General features: G+C 74.3%; 24 protein-coding genes and 1 pseudogene. 13 read left to right on the top strand and 12 right to left on the bottom strand.

What is annotated here, in order from left to right; all coding sequences use genetic code 11:
• Positions 1–22: 22 nt before the first annotated feature.
• Positions 23–880: a rhamnogalacturonan acetylesterase gene (locus LV78_RS23645; RefSeq protein ID WP_253847804.1), complete on the bottom strand. Its 858-nt coding sequence runs from the start codon at positions 878–880 to the stop codon at positions 23–25.
• 352 nt (positions 881–1232) lie between these two features.
• Here LV78_RS23645 and LV78_RS23640 point away from each other — a divergent pair, with 352 nt between their 5' ends.
• On the top strand, positions 1233–1613 hold the full coding sequence (locus LV78_RS23640; RefSeq protein WP_253847803.1) for a VOC family protein: 381 nt from the start codon (positions 1233–1235) through the stop codon (positions 1611–1613).
• Positions 1614–1692: 79 nt separating this feature from the next.
• Complete coding sequence (locus LV78_RS23635; protein ID WP_253847802.1) at positions 1693–2628, top strand: trypsin-like serine peptidase; 936 nt, start codon at positions 1693–1695, stop codon at positions 2626–2628.
• A gap of 36 nt (positions 2629–2664) precedes the next feature.
• Here LV78_RS23635 and LV78_RS23630 read toward each other — a convergent pair whose 3' ends face one another.
• From LV78_RS23630 to LV78_RS23615, 4 genes are read right to left on the bottom strand one after another with little or no spacing between them, the layout of a single operon-like run.
• Entirely contained in the window at positions 2665–3267 is a 603-nt protein-coding gene (locus LV78_RS23630) for a response regulator transcription factor (RefSeq protein ID WP_253847801.1), read from the bottom strand.
• Positions 3264–4382, bottom strand: a complete 1119-nt coding sequence (locus LV78_RS23625) for a sensor histidine kinase (protein ID WP_253847800.1) — start codon at positions 4380–4382, stop codon at positions 3264–3266. The genes LV78_RS23630 and LV78_RS23625 overlap by 4 nt, the downstream gene beginning before the upstream one ends.
• Positions 4379–5125 carry an ABC transporter permease gene (locus LV78_RS23620; protein ID WP_253847799.1) on the bottom strand — a complete coding sequence of 249 codons (747 nt, stop codon included), beginning with the start codon at positions 5123–5125 and terminating at the stop codon, positions 4379–4381. Before LV78_RS23620 ends, LV78_RS23625 begins: the two co-directional genes overlap by 4 nt.
• Complete coding sequence (locus LV78_RS23615; RefSeq protein WP_253847798.1) at positions 5122–6033, bottom strand: ABC transporter ATP-binding protein; 912 nt, start codon at positions 6031–6033, stop codon at positions 5122–5124. The genes LV78_RS23620 and LV78_RS23615 overlap by 4 nt, the downstream gene beginning before the upstream one ends.
• Positions 6034–6385: 352 nt before the next feature.
• Between LV78_RS23615 and LV78_RS23610 the strand changes: the two genes are divergently transcribed.
• The 7 genes from LV78_RS23610 (at position 6386) to LV78_RS23580 (ending at position 13703) form a co-directional block, all read left to right on the top strand.
• Positions 6386–7276 carry an alpha/beta hydrolase family protein gene (locus tag LV78_RS23610; RefSeq protein ID WP_253847797.1) on the top strand — a complete coding sequence of 297 codons (891 nt, stop codon included), beginning with the start codon at positions 6386–6388 and terminating at the stop codon, positions 7274–7276.
• Between the two features lie 17 nt (positions 7277–7293).
• Positions 7294–8136, top strand: a complete 843-nt coding sequence (locus LV78_RS23605) for an LLM class flavin-dependent oxidoreductase (RefSeq protein WP_253847796.1) — start codon at positions 7294–7296, stop codon at positions 8134–8136.
• A 107-nt stretch (positions 8137–8243) separates the two neighbouring features.
• On the top strand, positions 8244–8927 hold the full coding sequence (locus LV78_RS23600; protein ID WP_253847795.1) for a M15 family metallopeptidase: 684 nt from the start codon (positions 8244–8246) through the stop codon (positions 8925–8927).
• A gap of 211 nt (positions 8928–9138) precedes the next feature.
• Positions 9139–10134, top strand: a complete 996-nt coding sequence (locus LV78_RS23595; protein ID WP_253847794.1) for an SGNH/GDSL hydrolase family protein — start codon at positions 9139–9141, stop codon at positions 10132–10134.
• A gap of 1 nt (position 10135) precedes the next feature.
• Complete coding sequence (locus LV78_RS23590; RefSeq protein ID WP_253847793.1) at positions 10136–11140, top strand: SGNH/GDSL hydrolase family protein; 1005 nt, start codon at positions 10136–10138, stop codon at positions 11138–11140.
• Positions 11141–11203: 63 nt separating this feature from the next.
• Positions 11204–12382, top strand: a complete 1179-nt coding sequence (locus LV78_RS23585; RefSeq protein WP_253847792.1) for an NB-ARC domain-containing protein — start codon at positions 11204–11206, stop codon at positions 12380–12382.
• Positions 12375–13703: a hypothetical protein gene (locus LV78_RS23580; RefSeq protein ID WP_253847791.1), complete on the top strand. Its 1329-nt coding sequence runs from the start codon at positions 12375–12377 to the stop codon at positions 13701–13703. Before LV78_RS23585 ends, LV78_RS23580 begins: the two co-directional genes overlap by 8 nt.
• 36 nt (positions 13704–13739) lie before the next feature.
• Here the strand turns inward: LV78_RS23580 and LV78_RS23575 are convergent, their stop codons facing one another.
• Positions 13740–14363, bottom strand: coding sequence for a hypothetical protein (locus LV78_RS23575; protein WP_253847790.1), 624 nt, complete (start codon positions 14361–14363; stop codon positions 13740–13742).
• Between the two features lie 96 nt (positions 14364–14459).
• On the opposite strand from LV78_RS23575, the gene LV78_RS23570 reads away from it, so the two are divergent.
• On the top strand, positions 14460–14675 hold the full coding sequence (locus LV78_RS23570; protein ID WP_253847789.1) for a hypothetical protein: 216 nt from the start codon (positions 14460–14462) through the stop codon (positions 14673–14675).
• A 475-nt stretch (positions 14676–15150) separates the two neighbouring features.
• Here the strand turns inward: LV78_RS23570 and LV78_RS23565 are convergent.
• Both LV78_RS23565 and LV78_RS23560 read right to left on the bottom strand, forming a co-directional pair.
• A pseudogene (locus LV78_RS23565) lies at positions 15151–15772 on the bottom strand (RNA polymerase sigma factor).
• 120 nt (positions 15773–15892) lie between these two features.
• A complete protein-coding gene (locus LV78_RS23560) occupies positions 15893–16054 on the bottom strand; it encodes a hypothetical protein (RefSeq protein ID WP_253847788.1) in 162 nt (53 codons plus the stop codon).
• Positions 16055–16071: 17 nt separating this feature from the next.
• Here LV78_RS23560 and LV78_RS23555 point away from each other — a divergent pair, with 17 nt between their 5' ends.
• The gene (locus LV78_RS23555) at positions 16072–16710 is read left to right on the top strand and encodes a hypothetical protein (protein WP_253847787.1); all 639 of its coding nucleotides are present in this window, start codon (positions 16072–16074) and stop codon (positions 16708–16710) included.
• Between the two features lie 18 nt (positions 16711–16728).
• Here LV78_RS23555 and LV78_RS23550 read toward each other — a convergent pair whose 3' ends face one another.
• On the bottom strand, positions 16729–18519 hold the full coding sequence (locus LV78_RS23550) for a protein kinase domain-containing protein (RefSeq protein WP_253847786.1): 1791 nt from the start codon (positions 18517–18519) through the stop codon (positions 16729–16731).
• Between the two features lie 413 nt (positions 18520–18932).
• Between LV78_RS23550 and LV78_RS41735 the strand changes: the two genes are divergently transcribed.
• Positions 18933–20714 (top strand): cellulose binding domain-containing protein, encoded by a 1782-nt coding sequence (locus LV78_RS41735; RefSeq protein ID WP_253847785.1) that lies wholly within the window; start codon positions 18933–18935, stop codon positions 20712–20714.
• Here LV78_RS41735 and LV78_RS23540 read toward each other — a convergent pair.
• Both LV78_RS23540 and LV78_RS23535 read right to left on the bottom strand, forming a co-directional pair.
• Positions 20618–21454: a hypothetical protein gene (locus LV78_RS23540; RefSeq protein WP_253847784.1), complete on the bottom strand. Its 837-nt coding sequence runs from the start codon at positions 21452–21454 to the stop codon at positions 20618–20620. The genes LV78_RS41735 and LV78_RS23540 overlap by 97 nt on opposite strands.
• An 8-nt stretch (positions 21455–21462) precedes the next feature.
• Positions 21463–22620 carry a TetR/AcrR family transcriptional regulator gene (locus tag LV78_RS23535; RefSeq protein ID WP_253847783.1) on the bottom strand — a complete coding sequence of 386 codons (1158 nt, stop codon included), beginning with the start codon at positions 22618–22620 and terminating at the stop codon, positions 21463–21465.
• Positions 22621–22842: 222 nt separating this feature from the next.
• On the opposite strand from LV78_RS23535, the gene LV78_RS23530 reads away from it, so the two are divergent.
• A complete protein-coding gene (locus LV78_RS23530) occupies positions 22843–24423 on the top strand; it encodes an AMP-binding protein (protein ID WP_253847782.1) in 1581 nt (526 codons plus the stop codon).
• Positions 24424–24496: 73 nt separating this feature from the next.
• Here LV78_RS23530 and LV78_RS23525 read toward each other — a convergent pair whose 3' ends face one another.
• Positions 24497–26113: a succinic semialdehyde dehydrogenase gene (locus LV78_RS23525; protein WP_253847781.1), complete on the bottom strand. Its 1617-nt coding sequence runs from the start codon at positions 26111–26113 to the stop codon at positions 24497–24499.
• Positions 26114–26156: the final 43 nt, after the last annotated feature.

Below are 26156 nucleotides of genomic sequence, written 5' to 3'. Positions count from 1 at the left end.
GTCGACGGCGGCGGTTCCGGGCTCAGTAGGGCGGCGTGGTGGGCCAGGTGATCGCGCTCGGCGGGACGGTCGCGGTGAGCTGCCGGAAGTTCCCGGACGGCACGATCCCCTGGCCGCTCAGCGCGGTCGCGACCAGCCGGGCGACCTCGATCGCGCCCGCGCCCTGGAAGTGCGTGTTGTCCTCGATCCCGCTCGGGTAGTTCGGGGACTGCCCGGCGGCCAGGTGCAGGAAGTGCTTCTTGGTGCCCTCCACGCCCGCGCGGTTCCACAGCGCCATGCTGGACGCGGTCAGGTCCACCAGCGGAACCCGCTTGGCGGCGGCCAGTTCGCGCATCGCCGCCGGGTACGCGCCGTGCGACGGGGCGGCGGCCCCGGAGCTGGTGAAGCGGCGGCGCTCCACCGGGGTGATCAGGACCGGCTTCGCGCCCTTGGCGCGGCTCTTGTCGACGTACTGCGACAGGTACGACTTGTACGTCGTGGACGGCTCGGTGTAGCGGGTGGGGTCCTCGACCTTGGAGTCGTTGTGCCCGAAGGAGATCAGCAGGTAGTCGCCGGGCTTGATCCGGGCCAGGATGTGGTCGAGCCTGCCGAGGTCGATGAAGCTCTTGGAGCTGGCTCCGGACCTCGCGATGTTGGCCGCGACCGCGCCGGGGTTCAGGAACACCGGCAGCGCCTGCCCCCAGCCCGCCCTCGGCGACTGGGAGGTGGTGTAGGTGGAGGCGGTGGAGTCGCCCGCCACGTAGATCGTGACGGGCGCCGCCGCCGAGGCCGCCGGGCCGGTCAGCGCGCCCGCCGACAGGGCCGCGACGACGCCGAGGACGACGGCGGGCGCGCGGCGGCGCGGGGTGGTCCGGTGCCAGAGCGGGGTTTTCGGTGCCATGCGCGGTCTTCCCCTCCGGGCGCGCGGACGCGCCCACGGGAGCTGCGGGGTGATCAGCGCGCGCCGGTCTGACGGCGGCGGGGGTCGACGGGCGGCGCGTCGACGCGGTGCGAAGTGGATTCGACTGGCGCTGATCTTGGGTGTTCGCAGTATGCGAGGACTTCGGGGGCGCGGGCAAGGGCGGGTGCCGGTTTTGTCCCGCATTTCCCCGCGTCGCGGGATTTTGAGACGCGCGGCGGGTGCACGCGGTGGGGCGATCGGGGCATCGGCGGCGGAAACCGGGAGGCGGGCGGGCGCGGCGGCGGGTACGGTCCGGACGCCGTTCCCCCGAGTCGCCCTCCTGGAGGTCCTCATGGCGTGCCGCATCAGCGAACTCGTGCTCGGCTGCCGCGACCCGGAGCTGCTGGCCCGGTTCTGGTGCGAGGTGCTGGACTTCGTGGTGCTGGACCGCGAGGTCGACGGCAGCGTGGAGATCGGGCCGCGCGAGGGGTTCGGCGGCGCGCAGCCCACGCTGTTCCTCAGCCGCAGGGCCGAGCCGGAGCCCGGAAAGCCCCGGCTGCACATCGACGTCAACGCCACCGACCGCGACCAGGAGGACGAGCTGGAGCGGTTGCTCGCCCTCGGCGCGCGCCCGGCGGACATCGGGCAGACCGGTGACGAGTCGTGGCACGTGCTGGCCGACCCGGAGGGCAACGAGTTCTGCCTCCTCAAGCGCAGGCTCGACCCGCTGTAGCCCTCGCGCGCGGGATCGGCACGGGATCAGCACCGCGCGCCAACAGGTTCCGCACAACCCGCTGCCACGCTCGGGTCCCATGCGAACGCTGACAGCCATCGCCGCGCTCGCGCTCGTGGTCCCCGCGACCGCGAGCGCGGCCGGGTCCCCCGAGGCGGCCCGGATCTCGGTCGTCGTGCACGACCTCGACACCACCAGCGTGCTGGCGCACTGGACCCCGGAGCGGATCGCGGCCATGCCGTCCGGCGAGGTGACGCCGGGCGCGCCCGCCGAGGACGGCCCGGACGGGGCGCCCGCCGACGCGGAGTGGGTCAACCGGGTGGTGGGCAGGCTGTTCTTCGTCAACCGGGGCGAGGACGAGAGCTGCACCGCGACCCTGGTGCGGAGCGCGAACCGGCGCACGGCGGTGACCGGCGGGCACTGCGCGCACACCCTGAACCTGATCGGCGAGGACCCGGTGTGGCACGAGAAGATGCTGTTCGTGCCCGGATTCGCGGACGGCGGGCGACCGCACGGGTCGTTCGTGGTCGAGCGGGTCGTGGTCAGCTCGACCTGGGTGGCCGACGACCAGCGCTCCGAGCACGACCAGGCCTTCCTGGTGCTGGACCGCCCCTCCGACGCGGCGCTGCCGATCGCGTACGGCAGGCCGGGCGGGCTGCCCGCGACCGAGTACGGCTACCCGCGCGCCGCGAACCGGCCAGGACACCAGGGCAGGCCGGAGTTCACCGGGATGCGGATGGCCCGCTGCTGGGGCACCCCGCGCCCCGACCCCGGCCACCCGGAGCTGGGGCCGGAGAACCTGTGGGGCGTGCCGTGCGACATGGGCGGCGGCTCCAGCGGCGGGCCGCGCGTGGCGCGCGGGGCGGTGGTGGGGGTGAACACCCAGAGCACCTACCTGGACGACGCGGGCAACTGGTGCGAGTGGGGCACGTCCACGTGCACCCGGCACCTGGTGGGGCCGCGGTTCAGCAGGGGTATCACCGCGAAGCTGCACGAGCGGGCCCAGCGCTCCTGACGGCGGGCGGCGTCCCGCCACCCCGGCGGGACGCCGCTACAACCACCCCCGGTCCCGAGCGGTCCTCGCCGCCTCGGTCCGGTTGCGGGCGGCGAGCTTCGCCATCGCCGTGGACAGGTAGTTGCGGACCGTGCCCTCGGCCAGGTTCAGCCGCGCGGCGATCTCCGCGTTGCCCGCGCCCGTCGCGACCTCGCGCAGCAGCTCGCGCTCCCGCTCGGTGAGCGGGTCGGCCGCGTCCCAGGCGGCCACGGCCAGCTCCGGCGCGACGACCCGCTCCCCCGCGTGCACCCGGCGCAGCGCGGTCGCCAGCTCGCCGATCGGCGAGTCCTTGAGCACGTACCCCAGCACCCCGGCGTCGACCGCGCGCCGCAGGTAACCGCTGCGGGCGAACGTGGTCACGATCAGCACCCGCGTCGGGTCGCCCGCCTCCCGCAGCGCCACGGCCACGTCCAGCCCGGTGCGGCCGGGCATCTCGATGTCGGTGACCAGCACGTCCGGCCGGTGCGCGCGGACGGCCGCGAGCGCGTCGTCGCCGGTGGTCGCGGTGGCCACGACGGTCACGTCCGGCTGGAGGTCGAGCAGGGCCGCGAACGCGCCCAGCACCATGCCCTGGTCCTCGGCCAGCACCACCCGGATCACCCGGTCACCCCCGTCGGGACGGTGATCGTCAGCGTCGTGCCGGTCGCGCCGTCGCGCCGGACCTCGCCGCCCAGCGCGGTGATCCGCTCGCGCAGCCCGGACAGCCCGCCGCCCTCGCCGCCGTCCCCGCCGATCCCGTCGTCCCGCACCACCAGCCGCACCCGCTCCCCCTCGACGTCCACCCCGATCCGACACCGGCTCGCCCGCGCGTGCCGCACCACGTTCGTCACCGCCTCCCGCAGCGCCAGCCCGAGCGCGTGGTCGACCGGCCCGCTCAGCTCCGGCACCTCGTCCGGGTCGATCCGCAGCACCACGCCGGTCCCGGCGAGCGCGCGCCGCGCGGCCTCCAGCTCGGCGCGGACGCTGGTGCGCCGCCAGCCCGTGACGGTGGCGCGCACCTCGGCCAGCGCCTCGCGGGCGTTGCGCTCGATCTCCTCGGCCTCGGCGCGCGCCCGCTCCGGGTCGACCGCGATCAGCTCCCTGGTGAGCTGGGCGCGCAGCACGACGGCGGTGAGCGAGTGGCCGAGCAGGTCGTGCAGGTCGCGGGCGATGCGCTCGCGCTCGGCGACGGCGGCGAGCAGCTCGGCCTGCGCGGCGCGCAACCGCTCGTTCTCCGTCTGCTGGCGGCGGTCCCGCTGCTGGATCTCCAGCAGCCCGATGGCCCAGATCAGCACGAGCGCGGGCATGAAGCTCCACAACCGGTGCGGCATCGGGACCTGGGACAGGAGCGTGGTGAGCACGTCCAGCCCGGTCAGCCCGGCGAACCACAGGCGCGCGACGTGCCGGGGCAGCGCGGCCCCGCCCGCCGCCGCCGCGTAGACGAACAGCACGCTGGCGCCCGCGTTGACCGGGGTGACCAGGGTGCCGAGCACCGCCATCGGCACGATCGCGGACCAGGTGCGGCGCGGGGAACCGTTGGCGTGCAACGCCTTCCCCCACAGCACGGGGGTGATCGCGCACACCGCGAACGCGAGCGGCCACTCCCAGGGCGCGGGGTGCGGGGTGAGCCAGGGCTGGGCGAGCACGAAGAGCAGGTACCCGAGGTGCACCCACTCCCAGGTGCGCAGCAGCTCGGCGGCGGTCCTGGGCGGGGGTTCGGCGGTGTCGTGGCTCATGTCCGGGCGTGACGGTACGACAGGGCCGCGACGCCCGCGGCGACGGCCCCGGTGACCAGGAGCGCGAGCAGGTGGACTCCCGAGTTCCCGGCGCCGAGCTGGGCGAGGCCGAGCTGCGCGAGGTGGTAGGTGGGCAGGAAGCGGGCGAGCTGCCCGACGGCGTTGGGGAGCAGCTCGATCGGCATCCACAGGCCGGACAGCACGGCCAGCGGGAACAGGGCGGCGTTGAGCACGGCCATGGCGGCGTTGGTGCGCAGCTGGAAGCCGACCGAGACGCTGAGCAGCGTGAACGGGATCGTGCCGAGCAGCAGCACGGCGGCCAGGCGCAGCAGGGCGAGCGGCGAGGCGTGCAGGGTGCCCAGGAGCGCGGCGGCGGTCCCCAGCAGCACGAGCACCGCGGCGCCGTGCAGCAGGCCCGCGAAGGCCTTGGCGGCCAGGGTGATCGGCACCGGCACGGCGGAGACCCGCTTGACCCGCAACCACCCCAGGTCGCGGTCCTGGGCCACACCGACGCCGGGTTGCAGCGAGGCGACGGTGATCACGCCGTACGCGCCGAAGGTGGCGACCATGGCGGTGCCCGCCGAGAGCCCCTGGTTGACCTGCCCGCCGTAGAGGAGGTTGAAGAGCACGAAGATCCCGACCGGCATGACGACGCCGAAGAACAGCGCGGTGGGCTCGCGCACGACGCCGCGCAGCTCGTCCCGCAGTTCGACGCCGAAAACCCTGAGCCGCAACGAGTTCACGCCGCCTCCTCCTCGTCACGGGCCGCCGTCAGCGCGAGCACGGCCTCTTCCAGTCCGGCGTCCCGCACCCGCAGCCTGGCGAGCGCGGGGTCGAGGTCGAGCAGGGCGCGCAGCACGGTCTCGGGCGCGCGGGTCTGGACGGTGGCCACGTCGTGCTCGCGGGTGGCGGAGAGCACGCCGGGCAGCGCGCGCAGCGCGGTCACGTCCAGGGTGGTGGTGGCGGTGATGGTGCGGTCGGGCAGCCGGGACACCAGCTCGGTCGGGGTGGCGTCGACCAGGACGGTCCCCCGGTCGAGCACGACGACCCGGTTGGCGACGGCGGCGGCCTCCTCGATCACGTGCGTGGTGACCAGCACGCCGACGCCGCGTGCGCGGCGCTGCTCCACCAGGCGCCAGAAGTCCCTGCGGGCCTGGGTGTCCAGGCCGGTGGTGGGCTCGTCGAGCACGAGCAGCGCGGGGTCGGTGACCAGCGCCATGGCGAGCTGGACGCGCTGCTTCTGACCGCCGGAGAGCGCGGCGACGCGCTTGCGGCCGAGGTCGGTGAGCCCCAGCTCGGCCATGATCGGCTTGGCGGCCGAGGAGCGCAGGCCGCCCCGGACGGCCGCACCGGTGACCAGCTCGGCGACGGTGAGGGTGGTGGGGAAGCCGAGCGCCTGCTGGGCGACGCCGAGCCGCCTGCGGGTGGCGGTGCGGCGGGGGTCGCCGCCGAGGACGCGCACGGCGCCGTGCTGGGGGGCGCGCAGTCCGATGACGAGCGAGACGAGCGTGGACTTGCCCGCGCCGTTCGGGCCGAGCAGCACGACGCACTCGCCGGGGTCGACGCGCAGGTCGACGCCGTCGAGCGCGACCAGGTCCCCGTAGCGGTGCCGCAGTCCCTCGGCGGTGAGGACCGCCTGTTCCGTTCCCATGCCGGGAAGGCTGCCGGGACGGGTCGTCGGGCGGTAGTGATCTTGTGTCACCGGCTCGGGGTGACAAAGGTAATCGCGGGACGTTGTGGCTGTTCAGGGCGTTGGGCGCCACTTTTGGCAACGCTGTTCACCAGCCTCGTCGGGCAGGACCGCCCCCGGTTCCCCACCGAGGTCGACCACGGCCCGACGGGCGGGGCGCGCGACTGGCCGCCGAGGGCGTGGTGACACCCCCTGAGGTCGCTTGAGTAGGGGGTTTGCCAAGCGGAACCATGTTCCGTATCTTTTGTGGAACAAGGTTCCGCTTAACCCGCGCCGTGCGGGTTCGGACCACTCCCCCTCTTGGAGCACGCCCGTGACCACGCTCTCCGCCAAGCCCGTCGTGATCCCCGCCCCCGACCGGGGCGCCGACCTGCACGTGCGCGTCACCGCCCCCGCCACCGGGACCGGCCTGCCGCTGATCCTGCTCTCGCACGGCTTCGGCGAGTCCCTGGACTCCTACGACCCGCTGGTCGACCACTGGACCGCGCACGGCTTCGCCGTCGTGCAGCCCACCCACCTGGACTCGCGCACCCTCGCCCTGCCGCCCGAGGACCCCCGCACCCCGCTGATCTGGCGGCACCGCGTCGCCGACCTCACCCGCGTGCTCGACGCGCTCGACGAGGTCGAGGCCGCCGTCCCCGGCCTCACCGGCCGGATCGACCGCGCCCGGATCGCCGTCGCGGGCCACTCCTACGGCGCGCAGACCGCCGGGGTGCTGCTCGGCGCGCGCGTCCTGGACGCCTCGGGCGTCCCCGGCGAGGACCTGTCCGACCACCGCGTCCGCGCGGGCGTCCTGCTCGCCGCCACCGGGCTGGGCGGGGCGGACCTGAGCCCGTTCGCGGCCGAGCACTTCCCGTTCATGAGCCCGAGCTTCGCCGAGCTGACCACGCCCGCGCTGGTCGTGGCCGGGGACGCCGACCAGTCCGCGCTCACCGCCACCAGGGGCCCGGACTGGTTCACCGACGCCTTCCACCACGCCCCCGGCGCGACGCACCTGCTCACCCTGGTCGGCGGTGAGCACACGCTCGGCGGCATCCAGGGCCGAGGGGCCGCCGCGACCACGGACGAGAACCCCGAGCGGGTCGCCGCGATCGCCCGGCTCACCACCGCCTACCTGCTGGGCGCGCTGGGCGGCGACGACGCGGCGTGGACCGTCGAGTCCTCCGCCCTGGACGCCGCGATCGGCTGGGTGAAGGGGAGGTGAGGCCCAGCTTCGGGATCATGACGCCGCAGCAGCAGGTCGACTACGCGGACGTGCTGCGGGTGTGGCGGGAGGCCGACGGGATCACGGCGATCGAGCACGCCTGGCTGTTCGACCACCTGATGCCGATCGGCGGCCCGGTCACCGGCCCGGCGCTCGAGGGCTGGACGCTGCTGTCCGCGCTCGCCGCGCTGACCTCGCGGCTGCGGCTGGGCGTCATGGTGACCAGCAACCGGTTCCGCCCGCCCGCGCTGCTCGCGAAGATGGCCACGACGGTCGACGTGGTGTCCGGCGGGCGGCTGGACCTGGGCATCGGCGCGGGGTCGCGGCCGAGCCACCCGGTGGCGCGGGTGGAGTACGAGGCGCACGGCCTGCCGTACCACGACGCCGAGCACGCGGTGGCCGCGCTCGCCGAGGCGTGCGCGGTGATCCGGCGGCTGTGGACCGAGGACGAGCCGTTCGACTTCCGCGGCGAGCACGTGCGGCTCACCGGGGCGTTCGGCAACCCCAAGCCCGTGCAGCGCCCGCACCCGCCGATCCTGATCGGCGGGGTGGCGTCCGCGACGCTGCGGGTGGCCGCCGAGCACGCGGACGTCTGGAACGCGCCGGGGCACGACCTGGAGGCCGCCGCGACCCGGTCGGCGCGGCTGGACCGGTACTGCGCGGAGATCGGCCGCGATCCCCGCTCGATCACCAGGTCCACGGTGCTCCAGGCCTCGTACGAGCACCCGGAGCGCACCCGCGCGGAGATCGGGCGGGCGCTGGAGCTCGGGTTCTCGCACGTGGTGCTCGGGCTGTCCGCGCCGTACCCGGAGCGGGTGGCGCGGTGGGTCGCGGACGAGCTGGTGGCGAAGTCCGGCTAGTTCGGCATCCCGACGCGCCCGCTGAGCGCCGGGAAACCGTTGCGGCGCTTCGGCTTCCCGGTCTTCGGGGTGCTGTCCGCCGCTCGTGCGGGGCCATCGTGGTGATCATGGGGATTCTGACGACGCTCACAGCCGCGCTCGCCGCCGCCACCGCGCTGGCCGCACCGGTTCCGCCCTGCGAACCCGGACTTCCCGAGTTCACCGCGCAGGTCGAGGAGGTGACCGCCGAGCGGCTGGGGGCCAGCTGGCGCGCGGGGTGCCCGGTCGGCCCCGAGGCGCTCCGCCTGGTGTCACTGGACTTCGTCGGCTTCGACGGGGCCGCGCACCGGGGTGAGCTGGTGGTCGCCGAGGCGGTGGCGGGCGACGTCGTCGAGGTGTTCCGGGAGCTGTACGAGGCGCGCTTCCCGCTGGAGCGCGTGGAGACGGTGGAGAAGCACGACGCCGACGACGACGCGTCGATGGCGGCGAACAACACCTCGGCGTTCAACTGCCGCCCGATCACCGGCGGGACGGCGTGGTCGAACCACTCGTACGGGCGGGCGATCGACCTCAACCCGGTGCAGAACCCGTACGTGTCGGCCAGCGGCGCGGTGTACCCGCCGAGCGGCGCGCCGTACGTGGACCGCGCGGTGCCTGCGCCGGGGTTGATCGTGGCCGGGGACGCGGTGGTGACCGCGTTCGAGAGCCGGGGCTGGACCTGGGGCGGGCGCTGGGAGACGCCGCTCGACTACCAGCACTTCGAGCTGCCGCAAGGGTTTTCCCGGTCAGGTCCGGCGGCGCGCCCGGCCTGACCGGGTCCCGGCGCCGCCCAGCGCGTTCCGGGGCGGTGCGCACGGCGAGCTGATCGCGCGCTCGGGGTAACCGGGCGGGTCCCTCGGACCCCTGGCGGGGGCGCCGATCGAGACGCGCGGTTGACGGCGGGCGCTTCCGGCTTGCATGGTCTGAGGTCCCAACGGATGCCGGTGGACCGCCGCACACCGCGTTCTCGCGAAAGGCACGCGCATGACAGCGACGTCATGGGGTGCGGCCAGGTCGACGGCGGTCCTGCTGACCACCGCGCTCGCCACCACCCTGCTCGCCCCGACCGCCTCGGCGGCGGTGGACATCCCGGTGTCCGACCCGAACATCTCCTACGTCGGCCGCTGGGACGCCACCGGCGACCCGCGCGTGCCGCACTGGGCGGGCGCCTACCTCCAGACCGGGTTCACCGGCACCACGGTGAAGCTCAAGCTGCGCGCCGCCGTCAACGTCTACACCAGCGTCGACGGCGGGCCCGACGTGTTCCACGCGGGCGTGCGCGGCACCGTCGACCTGACCCCGACGCCGCTCGCGGCGGGCAACCACACGCTGCGCGTGGCGTTCCGGTCCGGTGACACGGTGTTCGGCGGACTCGCGCTGGACACCGGGGCGCGGACGGTGGCGTTCACGCCGTCGGCCAAGGTGCTGGAGTTCGTCGGCGACTCGATCACCGCGGGCTACCTGGACTCGAAGCTGGCGCTGTCCTCGTACGGCTGGCTGGTGGGCGAGAAACTCGGCCTTCCGCGCACCGTGATCGCCCGCGCGGGCTACTGCCTGGTGGCGCGGTCGGGGTGCGTCGGGCAGTCGGCGCAGTTCTTCCGCACCGACAGCACGGGGTCGGCGAACTGGGACTTCGGCCGGTACCAGGCGGCGGCGGTCGTGGTGAACCTGGGCACCAACGACATCGGCCACGGCGTGTCGGAAAGCGCATTCCAGGCGGCGTACACCCAGTTCCTGCGGGACATCAGGGCGAAGTACCCGAACGCGGCGATCTTCGCGTTCCAGACGTTGAAGAAGCGGTACGCCGCGCAGACCAGGGCGGCGGTGGCGGCGACCGGTGACGCGCGGGCGTTCTTCGTCGACACGAGCGGCTGGCTGACCACCGGGACCGACTACGTGGACGGCGACGGCCACCCCAACGACGCGGGCCAGGCGAAGATCGCCGACCGGCTCGCCCCGATCATCGCGGCGAGGATCTGACATGGGCGTCCGAGTGATCACCGCAGCCCTGGCCGCCCTGCTGGCCACCGGCCTGGCCGCCCCCGTCGCCGGGGCCGCGACCGGCGACGGCTCCCCGACCGACTCGAACGTGAAGTACTTCGGCCGCTGGAACACGGCGGACCCGACGGCGCACGTGTCGGAGTGGGCGGGCGCGTACGTGCTGGTCGGCTTCACCGGAACGACCGTGAAGCTCAAGCAGCGCAACGCGATCGACCTGTACGCGAGCGTCGACGGCGGCCCGGACGTGCTGCACGCGAACGTGAGCGGCACCGTCAACCTGACCCCGACCCCGCTGAAGGCGGGCAACCACACGGTGCGCGTGTCGTACCGGCCGATCGCGGGCTCGTACAAGGGGGACGCGGTGTTCCGGGGCGTGGTGCTGGACTCGGGCGCGCGCACCTACGCCCCGGCGACGCCCGCGCGCACGGTGGAGTTCATCGGCGACTCGATCACCGTGGGGCAGCTGTCGTCGAAGCAGGCGCTGACCGGGTACGCCTGGCTGACCGGGGAGCGGCTGGGCGCGGCGCACACCCAGATCGCGGTGGGCGGCGCGTGCCTGTACCCGGCGGCGGACGGCTGCATCGGCATGAGCGACCGCTGGCTGCGCACGGGCCTGGCGGCGACCGCGCCCCTGTGGGACTTCGGCCGGTACCGGGCGGACGCGGTGGTGGTCAACCTGGGCACGAACGACGTGGGCCACGGCGTGACGGGGGCGCAGTTCCAGGCGGGGTACACGACGCTGCTGCGGCGGGTGCGGGAGAAGTACCCGAACGCGCTGGTGCTCGCGCTGCGGGTGTTCCGGGGCCGGTACGTCGCGGAGACCCAGGCGGCGGTGGCGGCGGTGGGGGATCCGCGGATCCGGTTCGTGGACACCACGGGGTGGATCGTGGAGTCGACCGACACGGTGGACAACGTGCACCCGAACGACGCGGGGCACCGGAAGGTGGCGGACCGGTTGACGCCGCTGATCTCGGGGGCTTGGTGATCCCCTCGGCGGGACCCCGCTTTCTGCGGTGATCGTCGGGCGCGGGCGCGCGACCATGTCCGGGTGCCCTCCCAGCGCGACGACCCGCACGTGCGGAACACCGTGCACGGCGCCGTGACCACCAGCGTCCAGGCGGAGCGCATCGGCGCCGTGCACCTGCACACCGGGCCTCGGGCGCCGGTGGCGGACTGGGCGTCGCACGCGCTGCTGGAACCGGAGGCGCTGGTCCACGCCGAGGCGGCCGTGTCCCGCCTGGTGACCGCGATCTCCGGCGCGGACGCCCCGTCCGCGGTGACCGTGTCGGGCGCGGGCGGGCTGGGCAAGACCGCGATCACGCACGCGGCGGTGACCAGGATCGCCGCCGAGGGCGTGTTCGACCGCATCGTGTGGGCGTCCGCCAAGAACAGCCGCTTCTCGTCGTCGGAAGCGGAGGACGCGGCGCTGCACTCGGTGCACTGGCACGATGTGGTCCGCATCGTCTCCGGCCAGCTCGGGTGCCCGCTGCCCGCGAACCAGGCGCTGTGGGAGCAGGCGCTGTCCGGGTTCCTGGGGCACGAGCTGGCCGGGACTCGGCTGCTGGTCGTGGTCGACAACCTGGAGCACGTGCACGCAGCGCACCGGGTGATCGGCCGGTTGCGGGAGCTGGGCCTGCGGCACCCGCACAAGGTCGTGGCGACCACCCGGTGGGCGGTCCTGGGCGACGACCTGGACGTGAGCGACGTGCGCGTGCGACCGCTGTCCCCGGAGCAGTCCTGCGACCTGGTGCGCGTGGTGGCGGAGGGGACGGACCTGGGCGCGGCGGACGACGCGGACCTCGCGCCGCTGCACGCGATCACCGAGGGCAACCCGTTCCTGATCAAACTGGCCTGCCGCCGCTACCTGGTGACGGGCCGTTCGATGGACCTGGTGCTGGCCGAGCTGGGCACGGCGGCAGACCGGTTGGGCGGACGGGTGCGGGCGTGGCTGTTCGACCGGTCGCTGGACGAGCTGCGGGACCGGTCGGGCGAGGAGGACGCGCTGGGGCTGCTGTTCGCGTTCTGCGCGGCGAGCCGGGGTGGGTCGCTGTCGTACCGGGGGTTGCTGGAGGAGAGCGGCGTGGCTCCGGAGGCGTTCGACCCGGTGCTGGAAACCGCGTGCAGGCTCGGCCTGGTGCGCCCGTCGGACCGCAACCGGCGGTACTCGATCCACAGCCTGCTGTACCAGTACACCTGCCCGCTCGCCTGGCGCGCCGACCGTGGCTGAACCGCTGACGGCCTGGCAGGAGCTGTTCGCCCGCCGCGCCCGCGCGCGCTTCCCGGTGAAGATCGCCCGCGTGGTCGCCGAACCGGAGGCGCACACCACGACGGAGGCGGTGCCCGAGCTGGGAACGCTGCTGCGGGCGGCGGTCGTGGTGGAGGGCGGGGTCGAGGCGGGGGCGGTGGCGGAACTGGTGCGGATCGCGTTCGACGCGGTGCTGATCGCGGGCGCGGGGCGGGACTTCGACGGGTACCCGCAGCTGCACGACAGCGCGCTGGAGCTGATCGAACGGTTGCGCGGGGCCGGGCACCCGGTGTCGCGGCTGCTGCTGTCCGCCGCGCGGCTGGAGATCAGGTCCAGCAACAGCACTCCACTGCGCCGGGAGCTCATCGAGGGTGCGGTGTCCGCTGCGGTCTCGCCGGAGGAGCGGGTCGAGTCCCTGCTGGCGCTGGCCAAGCTCCACGTCGACCTCAGCGGTTACCGGCGGGCTCGGCGGGTGCTGGCGGAGTGCGCGCGGATCACCGGGCGGGGCGAGGCGCCGGGGCAAGCCGCCCAAGTGGAGTGCACGACGGGGACGATCCTGTTCTACACCAACCCCGGAGCAGCGAGGGAGCACCTGGAACGAGCGGTGGCGCTGGATCCGGGGCGGGTGGGCCCTCGAGGGGCGAGGCAGGCCGTCGCGGAGGCGGTGCACTTCCTCGGCCGCATCCACCACGGCGCGGGTGAGCACGACCTCGCCGCCGAGCACTACGTCAGGGCGGAGGCGCTGTCCGACGACCAACTGCTCGGGCACGGCTTCTTCCACCAGCGGCTCGCCGAGGTCCTGGTCAGCGGAGGGTTGTTGCGGGAAGCGCACTTCCACCTGCGCTGGGCCACGGCGACCTTCGAGCACCTGGGGCAGAACGGGGTGAGCACGGCGGTTCTGGACGGGACGTGGTTCCGGTACTACGCGCGCACGGCCCAGCACGCGAAGGCGGAGGCCGTGGCAGAGCGCGGGATCGTGCTGGCCAGAGCGGGCGGTGGGCACCGGGCGGAGCTCACGCTGTGGGCGCAGCTGCTCGTCCTGCGGGCGCGCGAGCGGCGGTGGTGGGCCGCTTTCAGGGCCGGGCGCCGGGTGGCCCTGCGCCTGCTCGGGGTCGAACTGCGCGGTGGACCGGTCGTCTTCGGCAGGCACTGCGTCGGTGCGGCGCGGCGGATCTCGTTCGTGCTGGAGAGGCGCGGACACGCGAATCCGATGACAGGCTGCCCCTGCGGGGCCGATCACTCCGAGAGCAGCCCGATCACCGAACCACCGATGCGGCTCGAGACTGGTTTCGTTCCACACTGAAGGAATAGATGGACTCAACCCGCCCCGGAACGCCTCTCAGTCAGCCGACCCCACCGTCAGCTCGTAGGTCACCGACAGCGCGAACCCCGTCCCCGTCCCGTTGATCACCACCCGGTGCTCCCCCCGCGCCAACCCCGGCACGCTGAACCACAACCCGCACCCCACCAGGTCCTGCTCCCCGCCCCGCCTCGTCACCGGGTTGCCCGCGACGGCCGTGAAGCGCACCGGAGCCGACTCCACGCGGTCCAGGGCGACCGGCGCGCCGTCCAGGGTCACCTCGCCCTCGGCGTCCGCCATGAACTCGGCGCACTCCGCCTCGTCGCCCGCCACCAGGTTCACCGCGGGCCCCGCCAGCGGCACGCCCGCGGGCACGGCGCACTCCCTCGTCAGCGTCTCCCCGAACGACCCCGCCAACAACCAGCGGTCGTCCGGTTGCGCGCGGGCGCAGTGCTCGCCGGTGGTGTCCAGCACCGGGTTCGTCTCCTCCGGCAGGCCCGCCGCCCACGCCCACCAGTCCTGCTGCAAGCGCTCGACACCGGCCGGTCCCGAGGCGGTGGTGGCGGGAGCCGCCGAGCCCTCCTCCGACGACGAGGGCGAGGACGTCGAACACCCCACCAGCGCCACCAGCGCGCAAACCCCCACGACGATCTCTCTCCCCATCCGCGTGAGACTAGTTCACCCGCCGAACGACCCCGGCTCACCACTCCCGCAGCGGCCCCTCCACCACCCGCCCCCCCGCTCAGCGTCGCCACCACGGTGTTGGTGCTGTGCGGCGCCCTGTCCTCGGGGAACTGGTTCTTCACCGCGAACGTCCCGTCGACGACGGTCGCGGGCGACGAACCACCGCCCGCTCCGATCAGCGACACACCGGTCACCTCGTCGGAGGTGAACCCGAAGTGGATGTTCTCGTCCTCGCGCTTGTTCATCGACGTCAGGCTGCCGAACGGCCGCTCGGCGGTGAGCCCGGGATAGGTGCGCTGCCCGAGGAAATCACCGCCGAGGACGGCTGCGGCCCGCCCGTGCTGGATGAGGCAGACCCCCGCGCGCACGTCCGAGCGGATCACCAGGAAGGTGTCCCCGGCCTCGTTCTCCACCTGGACCCCGGCCCGCCAGGGGCCTTCGGCGGGCCTCCCCTCCCGCCAGAACCCCTCGGGCAGCGCGCCGGCCGCTTCCAGGCACTCCCCGACCAGCCCCGACCTGGGTCCCGCCGCCACCTCGTACCTCGCCACCCGGACCTCCGGAGGCGCCTCCGCCCCCGGCAACCCCTGCACGACCCCGAGCGTCAGCGCCGCGACCGACGCCGCCACCGCCAGCGGCGCGCGCCACCTCCTGGACCGCTCCCCCGGCCGGTCCAGGTCCAGGTCCAGCCCCGGCTCGACGGCCGCCCAGATCCCGTCCGCCAGCGCCTCCGGCATCGGCCTCGGCTCGGGCAGGTCAGCGCTCCCCCTCACGGTCCCTCCTCCACCACGCCGGTCCCGATGTCGCCGAGCAGCCCGCGCAGCCTGCCCCTGGCCCGCGAGATCCGCGCCCGCACGCTCACCTCGGCGATGCCGAGCACGGCCGCCGCGTCGGCGGTGGGCAGCTCGCCCAGCAGGCACAGCTCCACCGCGCGCCGCTCACCGCGCGGGAGCCCGGCCACGGCGTCCAGCACCACCCGCAGCCTGCGGTCCGCGTCCACCCGGTCCACCACGTCGTCGGCGTGGTCGCGGGTGGCCTCCACCAGCGGGACGCGCGAGAGCAGGCGGCTGAACCGCCCCGCTGCGGTGCTCGTGCATGGCCAGGTTGCTGGTCACCGTGAACAGCCACGGCCGGGCGCTCGCGTTCACCAGCGTGAGGTCCGCGAGCTTGCGCCACGCCGCCAGGAACGTGGCCGACGTCAGGTCCTCGGCGACCGACCAGGACCCGGTCAACCGGTACGCGTAGTTCCACACCGCCTCGACGTGCCGCCGGTACAGCTCGCCGAACGCCCCCCGGTCACCGGCCCCCGCCAGCTCCCACAGCACCCGGTCGTCGCGGTCCGCGCACCCCGGACCACCCGGCGGCTCCGGCTTCCGCGCCCCGTTCCCCACCCTCGTCACACCCGGTGTGTTCCCGGCCGCGTCGAGAGCGTTGCCCCGCACACCGCGTGTTCCCGCGCACGCGCTCCGCGTTGCGCCGGTCAGCCGCGCCGATCAGGGGCCGTCGGGGCGTCAGCCCTGCTCGACCGCCTTCTCGGCCGCCTTCGCGTGCAACCGCTCGCGGATCTCGTCCGGCGTGTAGGCGCGGCGCTTGCGCTCGGCCCGCGCGACCACCACACCGGTCGCCGCGACCCCGGCGACACCGGCAAGTCCAACCAGCCTCCAGAAGCGCATGTGCCTAGGCTACCCGGATGGGCGAAACGCGAATCTCCCTCGCCGAGGCCGTGGACCTCACCCGGACCGGCGACGTCTGGCTGTTCCGGGGCAGCTCACCGGCCGACCGGGCGATCCAGATGACCACCAACAGCCCCGTCAACCACGTCGGCATGTCCGTCGTCGTGGACGACCTGCCGCCGCTGATGTGGCACGCCGAGCTGGGGCGCTCGCTGCCCGACGTGTGGACCGGGACCCACCAGCGCGGGGTGCAGCTGCACGACCTGCACGACGCCGTCGTGGTGTGGGCGCGCAAGTACGGGCAGCGGGCGTGGCTGCGGCAGCTCGACCACTCGCTGGACGTGGACGACGCCGTGCTCAGGACCGTGGCCCGGCTGGACGGGACGCCGTTCCCGTCGACCGCGCGGCTGGCCGGGCGGTGGCTGCGCGGCCGGTTGCCCAGGGTGCGCCGGTCGGCCGAGATGACGCTGGAGACCGCCTACTGCGCCGAGGTGGTGGCGGTGACCTACGAGGCCATGGGGCTGCTGCCGACCGGCAGGCGCGCCAACTGGTACGACCCCGGCCGGTTCTGGAGCGGGGACGAGCTGGAGCTGCTGGCGGGCGCGCGGCTCGGGGCGGAGATCGCCGTGGAGATCCCGCCGGAGGCTGCTGTCTAGCGGCCGGGGTCGCGCTGGTCAGGTCTGCACGGGGTAGACCGCGCCGACGGTGAACCGCTCGCCGCAGACGACCGGCTCCTTGGTCTTCAGCGTCATCGTGGACTTGGACGCGGGCGGGAAGACGACGAGGGTCTCGGGCTCCTCCCAGCAGCCCTCGTCGTCGCCCGACTCGCTCACGCTCGCGATCACGTCGGCCTGCACGGCCGTGCCGGGGACCAGGGTGACCGGCTCCTTGGTGCCGCCCGCGCGACCGGCCGCGTCGCCGATGATCGCGTTGTCGTTGTCGCGCAGGGAGACGCCGGGGAAGCCGTTGAGCACGCACTCCTGGTTGGAGGTGTTGGTGAACACCAGCCGGTAGGTGGCGACGCGGCCCCCGCGCTCGACCGGCTCGAAGACCATCGTGAGCTGGGCCGTGGTGCAGCGGTTGCCGTCGGGGACGTCCGACTCGGAGGCGGGCGGCTGGCCCGCCCCGCCGGACTGCGAGGCGGGCGTGGACGCGGACGTGCCGCCGCCCGCCTGGTCGGCCGACTTGTTCTTGTCCAGCAGGTAGATCCCGCCGCCGGCGAGCGCGAGCACGGCGACGGCCGCGACGGCGGCGAGCGCGCCGGGACGGCGCTTGACCTGCTGCGGACCGGTGTGCACGGGGTGGTGGACCTGCGGCGGGCCGCCGGGGTGGGTCCGGTAGGCGGTCGGCGGCTGCTGGTAGCCGGTGGGCGGGTAGCCGGCCAGGGTGGGCTGCGGGCCCGACCGGGGCAGCGACTGGAGTCCGGACGCGGGCCCCTGGTGCGCGACCTGCTGCGGGAACTGCGCGGGCCCCGGCCGGGGCGGGGTGTGCGGCTGCTGCGCCGGTGGCTGGGCGGGCGGCTGCTGCGGGGCCTGCTGCGCGGGCACCGGTCCGGGCGTCGACGGACCGGGCGCCACGGGCCCGACCAGCACGTCGGTGCGCTCGTCACGGGCCGCCGCGCTGCGGACGAGCGCCCGCCGGTACGCCGGGTGCTCCACGAGCTGCGGCGCGGGCTGGCAGCGCTCGATGATCTCCTGCGGGCTGGGCCTGCGCGCCGGGTCGCGGTCGGTGATCGCGGTGATCAGCGCGGCCAGCTCCGGCTCGACCCCGTCGAGGTCGAGGTCGACCTGCACGGTCCGGTAGGTGATCGCGTACGCGTTGCCGTCGCCGAACGGCGGCCTGCCGGTGGCGGCGCGGGCGATGGTCGCGCCGAGCGCGAACACGTCGGCGGCCGGGCCCACCGCGTCGTCGGTCAGCACCTCGGGCGCGATGTAGCCGGGGCTGCCGGTGGCCAGGCCCTGCTGGGTGAGCGCGGTCTGCTCGGTGGCGCGGGCGATGCCGAAGTCGATCAGCTGCGGGCCGGTCGCGGACAGGATCACGTTCTGCGGCTTGACGTCGCGGTGCCACACGCCGTGCGCGTGGATGTCGGCCAGCCCCTCGGCGAGCGCGGCGAGCAGCGCGCGGCACAGGTCGGGCGGCAGCCCGCCCTCGTCCTTGATGGCGCGGGCGAGCGTGGGGCCGGGCACGTACTCGGTGGCGAACCAGCACGGCGGGGTCGTGGTCTCGGAGTCGATGAGCGCGGCGGTGTAGGCGCTGCGCACGGTCCGGAGCGTCTCGACCTCGCGGCGGAACCGCTCCAGCGCGTTCGGGTCCTCCTGGAACCCCAGGTTGATCACCTTGACGGCGGCCAGCCTGCCACCGGGCGAGCGCCCCAGGTAGACGCTGCCCATCCCGCCGGAGCCGAGCCGCCCGGTCAGGCGGTAGCGGCCGATCTCCACCGGGTCGGAAGCATGAAGCGGCTGCACGGGGAACCTCTCTGCGGGCGCTGCGTCCCAGGCAGCGTACTGGGCAGCGGGCGGGCGCGTGGGCACCGGCCGATCCTGGTCCGGGGCAGCGGGAACGGTCCGTCACTCGCGGTAGGACGTTGACAGCACAGGGTTTCCGGACGTGACGGCGGTCACCCGAGCGGCGGGTCCGAGGTTGCCGTCGGGGTGCTCGACGCGCGGTGACGCCGGGCCGTCACCGCGCTCGGAGGGCGTCGGGACACACCCGGCGCGGCTCAGGTCGCCGCCGGAAAGCGCTTCCCGGTCCGCCTCCGCACCCGCTGCGCCAACCAGGTGAACCCGCCCGCCCGCTGTTATCCCCCGCCACTCCCCCCGTCTGTGTCCACGACCGGCGCTCCACACCGACGTGGGGCCCAGACCTCCGGAGGTCCAGCGTGGCACCAGCAAGGTCGACCTCGTCGCGGGCGCCCGCCCGCGCGGCACTGGCGTTCGGGGTGGCCGGGGCGCTCGCCCTGGCCGGGCTGGTGGCCGCCAGTCCGCCCGCGGACGCCGCCGCGGTGCCCGCGTTCCCCGGCGCGGCCGGGCCCGCCATGTACGCGAGCGGCGGGCGGGGTGGGGACGTCTACCACGTCACCAACCTCACCGACAACGCCGCCAGCCCGCAGCCGGGTTCGCTCCGGCACGGCCTGACCACCGTGCCCAGTGCGGGCCGCACCATCGTGTTCGACGTCGCGGGCGCCATCAAGCTCTCCCCCGCCGGACGGCAGGGCTGGCTCGGGATCGGCGCGAGCAACCTGACCATCGCGGGCCAGACCGCCCCCAGGCCCGGTATCACGATCATGGGCCAGGCCACCAAGATCACCGGCAAGAACGTCGTGCTGCGGCACCTGAAGTTCCGCCCCGGCAAGGACCAGGCCAACCCCGGCAGCGCCACCAACGACGGCATCTGGATCACCGGCGACAACGTCGTCGTCGACCACGTCTCGGTCAGCTGGGCCGACGACGAGGGCATCAGCGCCAGCGACGGCGCGGGCCAGGTGACCGTGCAGCACTCGATCGTCGCCGAGGGCCTGAACTACGCGGGCCACTCGTACGGCTCGCTGATCGGCAGCGACGTGGCGGGCTCGGCGATCGCCTACCACCACAACCTCTACGCCCACAACACCAGCCGCCTTCCCCGCCTGGGCAACGAGACCAACGCGACGAACTACGTCGAGTGGAGCAACAACGTCATCTTCGAGGGCAAGGGCTACAGCGGCGCGAACCAGCCGGTGAACGCGAACTTCGTCGGCAACACCTACCTGCGGCACAACTCCGGCAACCCCGAGGTCTACACCGGCGCGGCGGGCACGACGATCCACCAGTCGGGCAACAAGGTCGACTACGACGGCGACTCGAACACCACCAACGGCAAGGACGCCCCCACGAGCGCGTTCTCCTCGTCCACGCTGCGCTCCAGCCGCTTCCCCGTGCCGAACATGACCACCGAGGCCGCGTACACCGCGCTGCCGAAGGTGCTCTCGGGTTCGGGCGCCTTCTGGTGGGCGCGCGACGCCGTGGACACCCGGATCGTCGCCGAGACCCGCACCACCAGCGGCGGGATCGTCAACGAGTACAACCAGTCCGAGTGGAACGCCATCTGGAACGCCGCGCAGGTGAGCGCCCCGAGCGGCTGGGACACCGACCGCGACGGGATGCCGAACGCCTGGGAGAGCGCGAACGGCCTGAACCCGAACACCGCCGACCACAACGGCGACGCGGACGGCGACGGCTACCGCAACCTGGAGGAGTACCTGGACCACGCGGCGAACGGCGGGACCACCCCGCCGCCGACCACCACGACCACCAGCCGCACCACCACGACCACGGGTCCGACGACGACCACCCCGCCCACGACGACCACCACCCCGCCGCCGGGCGGAAGCGGTTGCACGGCGGCCTACCGGACCACGAACTCCTGGTCGGGCGGGTTCCAGGGCGAGGTGACCGTGACGGCGGGCAGCGCGGGCGCCGGTGGCTGGTCGGTGGCCTGGGCGCTGGGCGGCGGTCAGGCGATCACGCAGGTGTGGAACGGGGTGCTGAGCACGAGCGGGTCGACGGCGACCGTGGCGAACGAGTCCTACAACGGCGCGCTGGCTCCGGGCGCGTCGACCACGTTCGGCTTCACCGCGACGGGGTCGGCGACGTCACCCGCGTTGAGCTGCGCGCGCAGGTGATCGCGGTGGCGCCGCACCCCTCGACGACCGGGGGACGCGGCGCCGCTCAACCGGACAACCGCGTCGCGCACGTAGGTGACGAGGGCGTCGTCGTCGCGCTCGCGGAGCGCCGGGTCGGTCGAGCGGTCGTCCAGGGCGGTGAACACCCGGTCCAGGACGGTGGTCAGCGGCTCGCCGGTCCGCTCCCCCGCGCGCGCCGCCGCGCGGCGGACCGGGAACCAGCGCTCCGCGAGGTCCGCCGGGGAGATCGCGCCCCGCGCCAGCTCGCGCATCAGCTCGACCTGGCGCAGGGTGTGCGGCCCCCGGTCGACCGGGGTCTCGACGGGGTGCCGCGCGGCGACGTCGGGCAGGTCGGGGAACCGGTCGGCCAGCCGCCGCGCCGCCCGGTGGAACGCGATCCGGGCGCGGTCCTGGCCGCCGGGGCTGAACCCGGCGTGGAACCGCGGACCACCGGCCGCCAGCGCGTACCCGCGCGCGGTCGTGAGCACCGCCCCCGAGCGGTCCGGCAGGACCAGCACCCAGCGGCCGGGGCGGACCAGGTCGGTGATCGGGACCAGGTCGGCCGGAGCACCGGCGACGTCCAGCGCGGCCACGGAGTAGTGGTCGAACCCCGACTTCCGCGCGGCTGCGGCGCACCGCTGCGCCAGCGCCCGGTCGACGCCGCCGACAGCCACGACCGGCACCACGCCCTTGCCGCCCGACCACTCCTCGGCGAACCCGCCGCCCCCGGCGACGAACACCCCGGCGATCACAACCCCAGCGCCCCCACCAGCAGCGCCGCCACCACGTCCCGGTTCTCCGGCGCGTCCCGCCACCGCAACCGCCGCCCGGCCTCCACCACCACGCCGAACCCGGCGTGCACCAGCACCCTCGCCTGCCGCGAGTCCAGCTCCGGCCGCACCGCCCGCAGCTGCTGCTCCCACAGCGCGATGTGCTCCCGCTGCGCCACCACCAGCGGTCGCCGCAGCTCCACCGGCAGCCCGACGATCTCGGCGCTCGCGACGCTGGTCAGCGCGGTCCGCTCGAAGTTGTAGCCCACGTACGTCGCCGCCAGCGCCGCCACCGCCTCGCGCGGCTCGGTGACGCCGCGCAGGTTCTGCTCCACCGCCTGCGCGAACAGCTCCGCGTCCTGCAAGCACGCGGCGGCCAGGATGTCGGCCTTGCCGGGGAAGTAGCGGTAGATCGCCGACGGCACCACGCCGACCGCCTCGGCGATGCGGCCGTTGGTGACGTTCGCGAACCCGTCCCGCTCGAACAGCGGCACGGCGGCGGCGAGGATCTCGGCGCGCCGGGTCCTTGGCTCGGGCTGCGCGGGCAGCCGCACCTGACGTCCGCCGCCCGCCGCCGGATCGGTCGCCACCACCCGGAAAGCCGCCGCCTGCAACAGCTCCTCGGCCCGGCGCGGCGCGATCGACGTGCGGTGCATGGTGATCGACCCGATCGCGCCGAGCGCGGCGGCGGCCCGCAGCTGCTCCTGCGGCAGCGGGTGCTCGCGCCGCACCGCGCCGGTGACCCGCTCGACCACGTGCCCGAACTTCGTCCTGAGCGCCTGCCGGTCCTCCCGGTTGAGGTACCGCGCCTCCCACCGGTACAGCCCGCCGGACGCCCGGTGCGCCACGGTCACCCGCGTCCCGGCCGCGAGCAGGTCGGCCAGCGCCGCGCCGGGCGGGACCTCGTCCAGCGCCGCGACGAGCCGGTCCACCATCACGTACGCGCACTCGGCGAACAGGGCGTACTTGTTCGGGAAGTGCCGGTACAGCGCGGCGGCGGTGATGCCGACGCTGGCGGCGATCTCCTCCATCGACGCCGCGTGGTACCCGCGCTCGGTGAACGCCCGCCCGGCGGCCTCGACGATCAGCTGCTTGCGGTTGCGCGGTCGGACGGCCGCGGTCGACTCGGCGGTCACCGCGGCACCCGTGCGTGCGCGCGCGGGAACAGGGCCATGTGCGCCAGTCAACCACGAAGCGGAGCAAGTCAAGGGCAACCACCCCGCGCGGATCGGCCGCCGCACCCGAACCGACCGGTCGAGACGTGAATTCCGGTTAACTTAGCCCTTCTCAACCAGCCAGGCGACTCGGCATAATGACGCCGCAACCGCTCGCCGCCACCGGCCCACGAGGAGTGGTCAATGCCGACCCCCGCGGTTCCACCCTGGTCCTTCCGCCACCACTGGATGGCGCACACCGCCACCCACGCGGCCACCCGCCCGGACAAGCCCGCGCTGCGCTACCTGGGGCAGACCACGACCTGGTCCCAGCTGTCCGACCGCTCGCTCCGCCTGGCCGCCGCGCTCGCCGGGCGCGGCGTCGCGGCGGGCGACCGGGTGGCCACGCTGACCCTGAACCACCCGTGGTTCGTGGAGACCGTGTTCGGCGCGAACAGCCTGGGCGCCGTCGCCGTCCCGCTCAGCTTCCGCCTCGCGCCGCCGGAGCTGGACTACATCCTGGCCGACTGCACCCCGTCCGCCGTCGTGGTGGACGAGCGCCTGCTACCCCTGCTGCGCGCCGTCCCCGCCACCTCGCAGGTCGGCACGGTCGTCGTCGTCGGCGCGCTGCCGGAGGACGCGCCGGAGAACTTCGTGGCGTACGAGGACTTCCTGACCTCGCACGAGCCGATCGACCCGCCGGACGTGGCCGAGGACGCGACCGCGCTGATCATGTACACCTCGGGCACCACCGGGCGCCCCAAGGGCGTGCTGCTCTCGCACCTGAACATGCAGGTGCAGGCGATCACCTGCGTGCGGGCGATGGAGATCTTCGACGACTCCGACGTCGGGTTCCTGACCGCGCCGTTCTTCCACATCGCGGGCCTCGGCTCGATCGTGGCGAACATCCTGGTGGGCGGCACGGTCGTGATCCACCCGCTGGGCGCGTTCGACCCGAAGGCGGTGCTCGACGCGTACGAGCGCGAGGGCGCGACGGTGGTGTTCAACGTGCCGCAGCAGTGGGACCTGCTGTGCGCGCAGCCGGACGTGCACGAGCGCGACCTGAAGCTGCGGATCATCAGCTGGGGCGCGGCGCCCGCGAGCGACGCGACGCTGCGCGCGATGGCGAAGGCGTTCCCGGACGCGCTGAACGTGGCGGTGTTCGGCCAGACCGAGACCTCGCCGATCACCTGCGTGCTGCGCGGGGAGGACTCGCTGCGCAAGCTCGGGTCGGTGGGCAAGCCGATCCCGACCATCCAGTACCGGGTGGTGGACGAGTTCATGGCGGACGTGGCGCCCGGCCAGGTCGGCGAGATCGTCTACCGGGGGCCGACCGTGACGCGCGGGTACTGGCGCAAGCCGCAGGAGACGGCGGAGGCGTTCGCGGGCGGCTGGTTCCACTCCGGCGACCTGGTCAGGCAGGACGACGAGGGCTTCGTCTGGGTGGTGGACCGCAAGAAGGACATGATCATCAGCGGCGGCGAGAACATCTACTGCGCCGAGGTGGAGAACGCCGTCGCCGAGCACCCGTCGGTGCTGGAGGTCGCCGTGGTCGGGCGGGCGGACGAGCGGTGGGGACAGGTGCCGGTGGCGTTCGCCGCCGTTACGCCGGGCGTGGAGGCGCTGTCGCTGGCGGAGCTGACCGCGTTCCTGGAGGGGCGGCTGGCCTCGTTCAAGCTGCCCAAGGACTTGGTGGTGCTCCCGGCGCTGCCGCGCAACGCGGGCGGCAAGGTCACCAAGGGCGCGCTGCGCGCGCTGGACGGGGAGCGCGCGGGCGGGAGCTGAGCGCGGGAAGGCGGGGACGGGGAGGCGGGCCGGGTGCGACCCGGCCCGCCTCCCCGCTGTCCGAAGAGGACGGTCAGCGCACCCGGAACTTCTTCATCAGCGCCAGCTGCCGGTTGGTGCTGCGGACGAAGTCGGCCACGGGCGCCTTCGGCGACGGCCCGAGCGGCATGAGCCGCTGCTCGGCGATCGTCTGGCTCTCGGTGTACTTGCGGATGCCCTCGGCGCCGTGCCGCCTGCCGAGGCCGCTGTCCCCCATGCCGCCCATGCCCGCCTCGACGCTGCCCGCCGCCGCCATCGCGCCGTCGTTGACGTTCACCGACCCGGACCGGATGCGCAGCGCCATCCGCTCGGCCGCGCGGGTGTCGCGCGACCAGACCGACGCGGACAGGCCGTAGCTGCCCTGGTTGGCGAGCGCGACGGCCTCGTCGTCGGTGCGGAACGGGTAGAGCGAGAGCACCGGCCCGAACGTCTCCTCGCCGTGCACGGCCATGTCGCGGGTGACGCCCTCCAGCACGGTCGGCTCGTAGCACAGCGGGCCGACGTCCGGCCGCGCCTTGCCCCCCGCGAGCACGGTCGCGCCCTTGGCCACCGCGTCGTCCACGTGCGCCTCGACGGCGGCGAGCTGGGACCGCGAGACGAGCGAGCCGAGGTCGGCGGCGTAGTCGTAGCCCTGGCCGATGCGCAGCGCGCCCGCCGCCCGCACGAGGGCGTCGCGGTAGGCGCCGTAGACCTTCTCGTGCACGTAGGCGCGTTCGACGTGGATGCACATCTGCCCGCTGTTGGCGAAGGCGGCGGTGATCGTGCCAGCCGCGGCGGCCTCCACGTCGGCGTCCTCGCGCACCACCAGCGGGTTCTTGCCGCCCAGTTCGAGGGACGCGCCGATGAGCCTGCGCGCGGCGCGCTCGGCGACGGTGCGGCCGGTCGCGGTGGACCCGGTGAAGCAGATGAAGTCGACGTGGTCGACGAGCGCCGTGCCGACCACCGAGCCGGACCCGGTGACGACCTGCCAGAGGTCGTCGGGCAGCCCGGCCTCGGCCATCAGCTCACGCGTCCACAGCAGGGTGAGCGCGGTCTGCGAGTCGGCCTTGGAGACCACCGCGTTGCCCGCCATCAGCGCCGGGATCACGTCGCCCGCGCCCAGGTACAGCGGGTAGTTCCACGGCGAGATGACGCCGACGACGCCCTTGGGCACGCGCACCTCCCTGACCTTGGTCAGCACCGGCAGCATCCCGCGCACCCGCTTGGGCGCGAGGTAGTGCTTGGCGCGCCGGGCGTAGTGGCGGGCGAGCGTGGCGACCTGGGCGACCTCCTGCCAGGCGTGGTAGCGGGCCTTGCCGGTCTCCCACTGGATCAGGTCGAGCACCTGCTCCTGGCGGGCCAGCAGCAGGTCGTGGAAGGCCAGGACGACCTCGGCGCGCAGCGCGAGCGAGGCCTTGCCCCAGGCGCGCTGGGCGTCGCGGGCGGTGACGACGGCGGACGCGACGTCCTCGGGCGCGCAGGCGGGGACGGTGGCGACCGGCGCCAGGTCGTAGGGCGCGGCGGCGGTGACCGGGTCGGGCGCGCTGCCGCCCCGCCGGGTCACGTCCCTGCGCACCCGCTCGCACCACCGGGCGACCACCTCGTCGGTGACCCAGGCGGGGCGCTGGCCCGTCGCCGCGTGCTCCGAGACCCGGCTCTGCTCCGTGCTCATGCGGACTCCTCCTGGGGTGGCGGACCGGTTCAGGCCCCCTTGC

The sequence above is a fragment of the Actinosynnema pretiosum genome (assembly GCF_024171695.1).
GTDB classification, from domain to species: domain Bacteria; phylum Actinomycetota; class Actinomycetes; order Mycobacteriales; family Pseudonocardiaceae; genus Actinosynnema; species Actinosynnema pretiosum.
The sequence above is the reverse complement of the archived record's forward strand: the minus strand, read 5'-3'. Positions and strand labels throughout refer to the sequence as shown.

Bases quoted from the DNA above. Each gene is read 5' to 3' on its own strand.
- LV78_RS23625 (WP_253847800.1), bottom strand. From the start codon at position 4,382: ATGAGCCACGACACCGCCGAACCCCCGCCCAGGACCGCCGCCGAGCTG.
- LV78_RS23575 (WP_253847790.1), bottom strand. From the start codon at position 14,363: ATGGGGAGAGAGATCGTCGTGGGGGTTTGCGCGCTGGTGGCGCTGGTG.
- LV78_RS23605 (WP_253847796.1), top strand. From the start codon at position 7,294: ATGACGCCGCAGCAGCAGGTCGACTACGCGGACGTGCTGCGGGTGTGG.
- LV78_RS23555 (WP_253847787.1), top strand. From the start codon at position 16,072: ATGGGCGAAACGCGAATCTCCCTCGCCGAGGCCGTGGACCTCACCCGG.
- LV78_RS23640 (WP_253847803.1), top strand. From the start codon at position 1,233: ATGGCGTGCCGCATCAGCGAACTCGTGCTCGGCTGCCGCGACCCGGAG.
- LV78_RS23635 (WP_253847802.1), top strand. From the start codon at position 1,693: ATGCGAACGCTGACAGCCATCGCCGCGCTCGCGCTCGTGGTCCCCGCG.
- LV78_RS23560 (WP_253847788.1), bottom strand. From the start codon at position 16,054: ATGCGCTTCTGGAGGCTGGTTGGACTTGCCGGTGTCGCCGGGGTCGCG.
- LV78_RS23590 (WP_253847793.1), top strand. From the start codon at position 10,136: ATGGGCGTCCGAGTGATCACCGCAGCCCTGGCCGCCCTGCTGGCCACC.
- LV78_RS23615 (WP_253847798.1), bottom strand. From the start codon at position 6,033: ATGGGAACGGAACAGGCGGTCCTCACCGCCGAGGGACTGCGGCACCGC.
- LV78_RS23525 (WP_253847781.1), bottom strand. From the start codon at position 26,113: ATGAGCACGGAGCAGAGCCGGGTCTCGGAGCACGCGGCGACGGGCCAG.
- LV78_RS23595 (WP_253847794.1), top strand. From the start codon at position 9,139: ATGACAGCGACGTCATGGGGTGCGGCCAGGTCGACGGCGGTCCTGCTG.
- LV78_RS23645 (WP_253847804.1), bottom strand. From the start codon at position 880: ATGGCACCGAAAACCCCGCTCTGGCACCGGACCACCCCGCGCCGCCGC.
- LV78_RS23600 (WP_253847795.1), top strand. From the start codon at position 8,244: ATGGGGATTCTGACGACGCTCACAGCCGCGCTCGCCGCCGCCACCGCG.
- LV78_RS23530 (WP_253847782.1), top strand. From the start codon at position 22,843: ATGCCGACCCCCGCGGTTCCACCCTGGTCCTTCCGCCACCACTGGATG.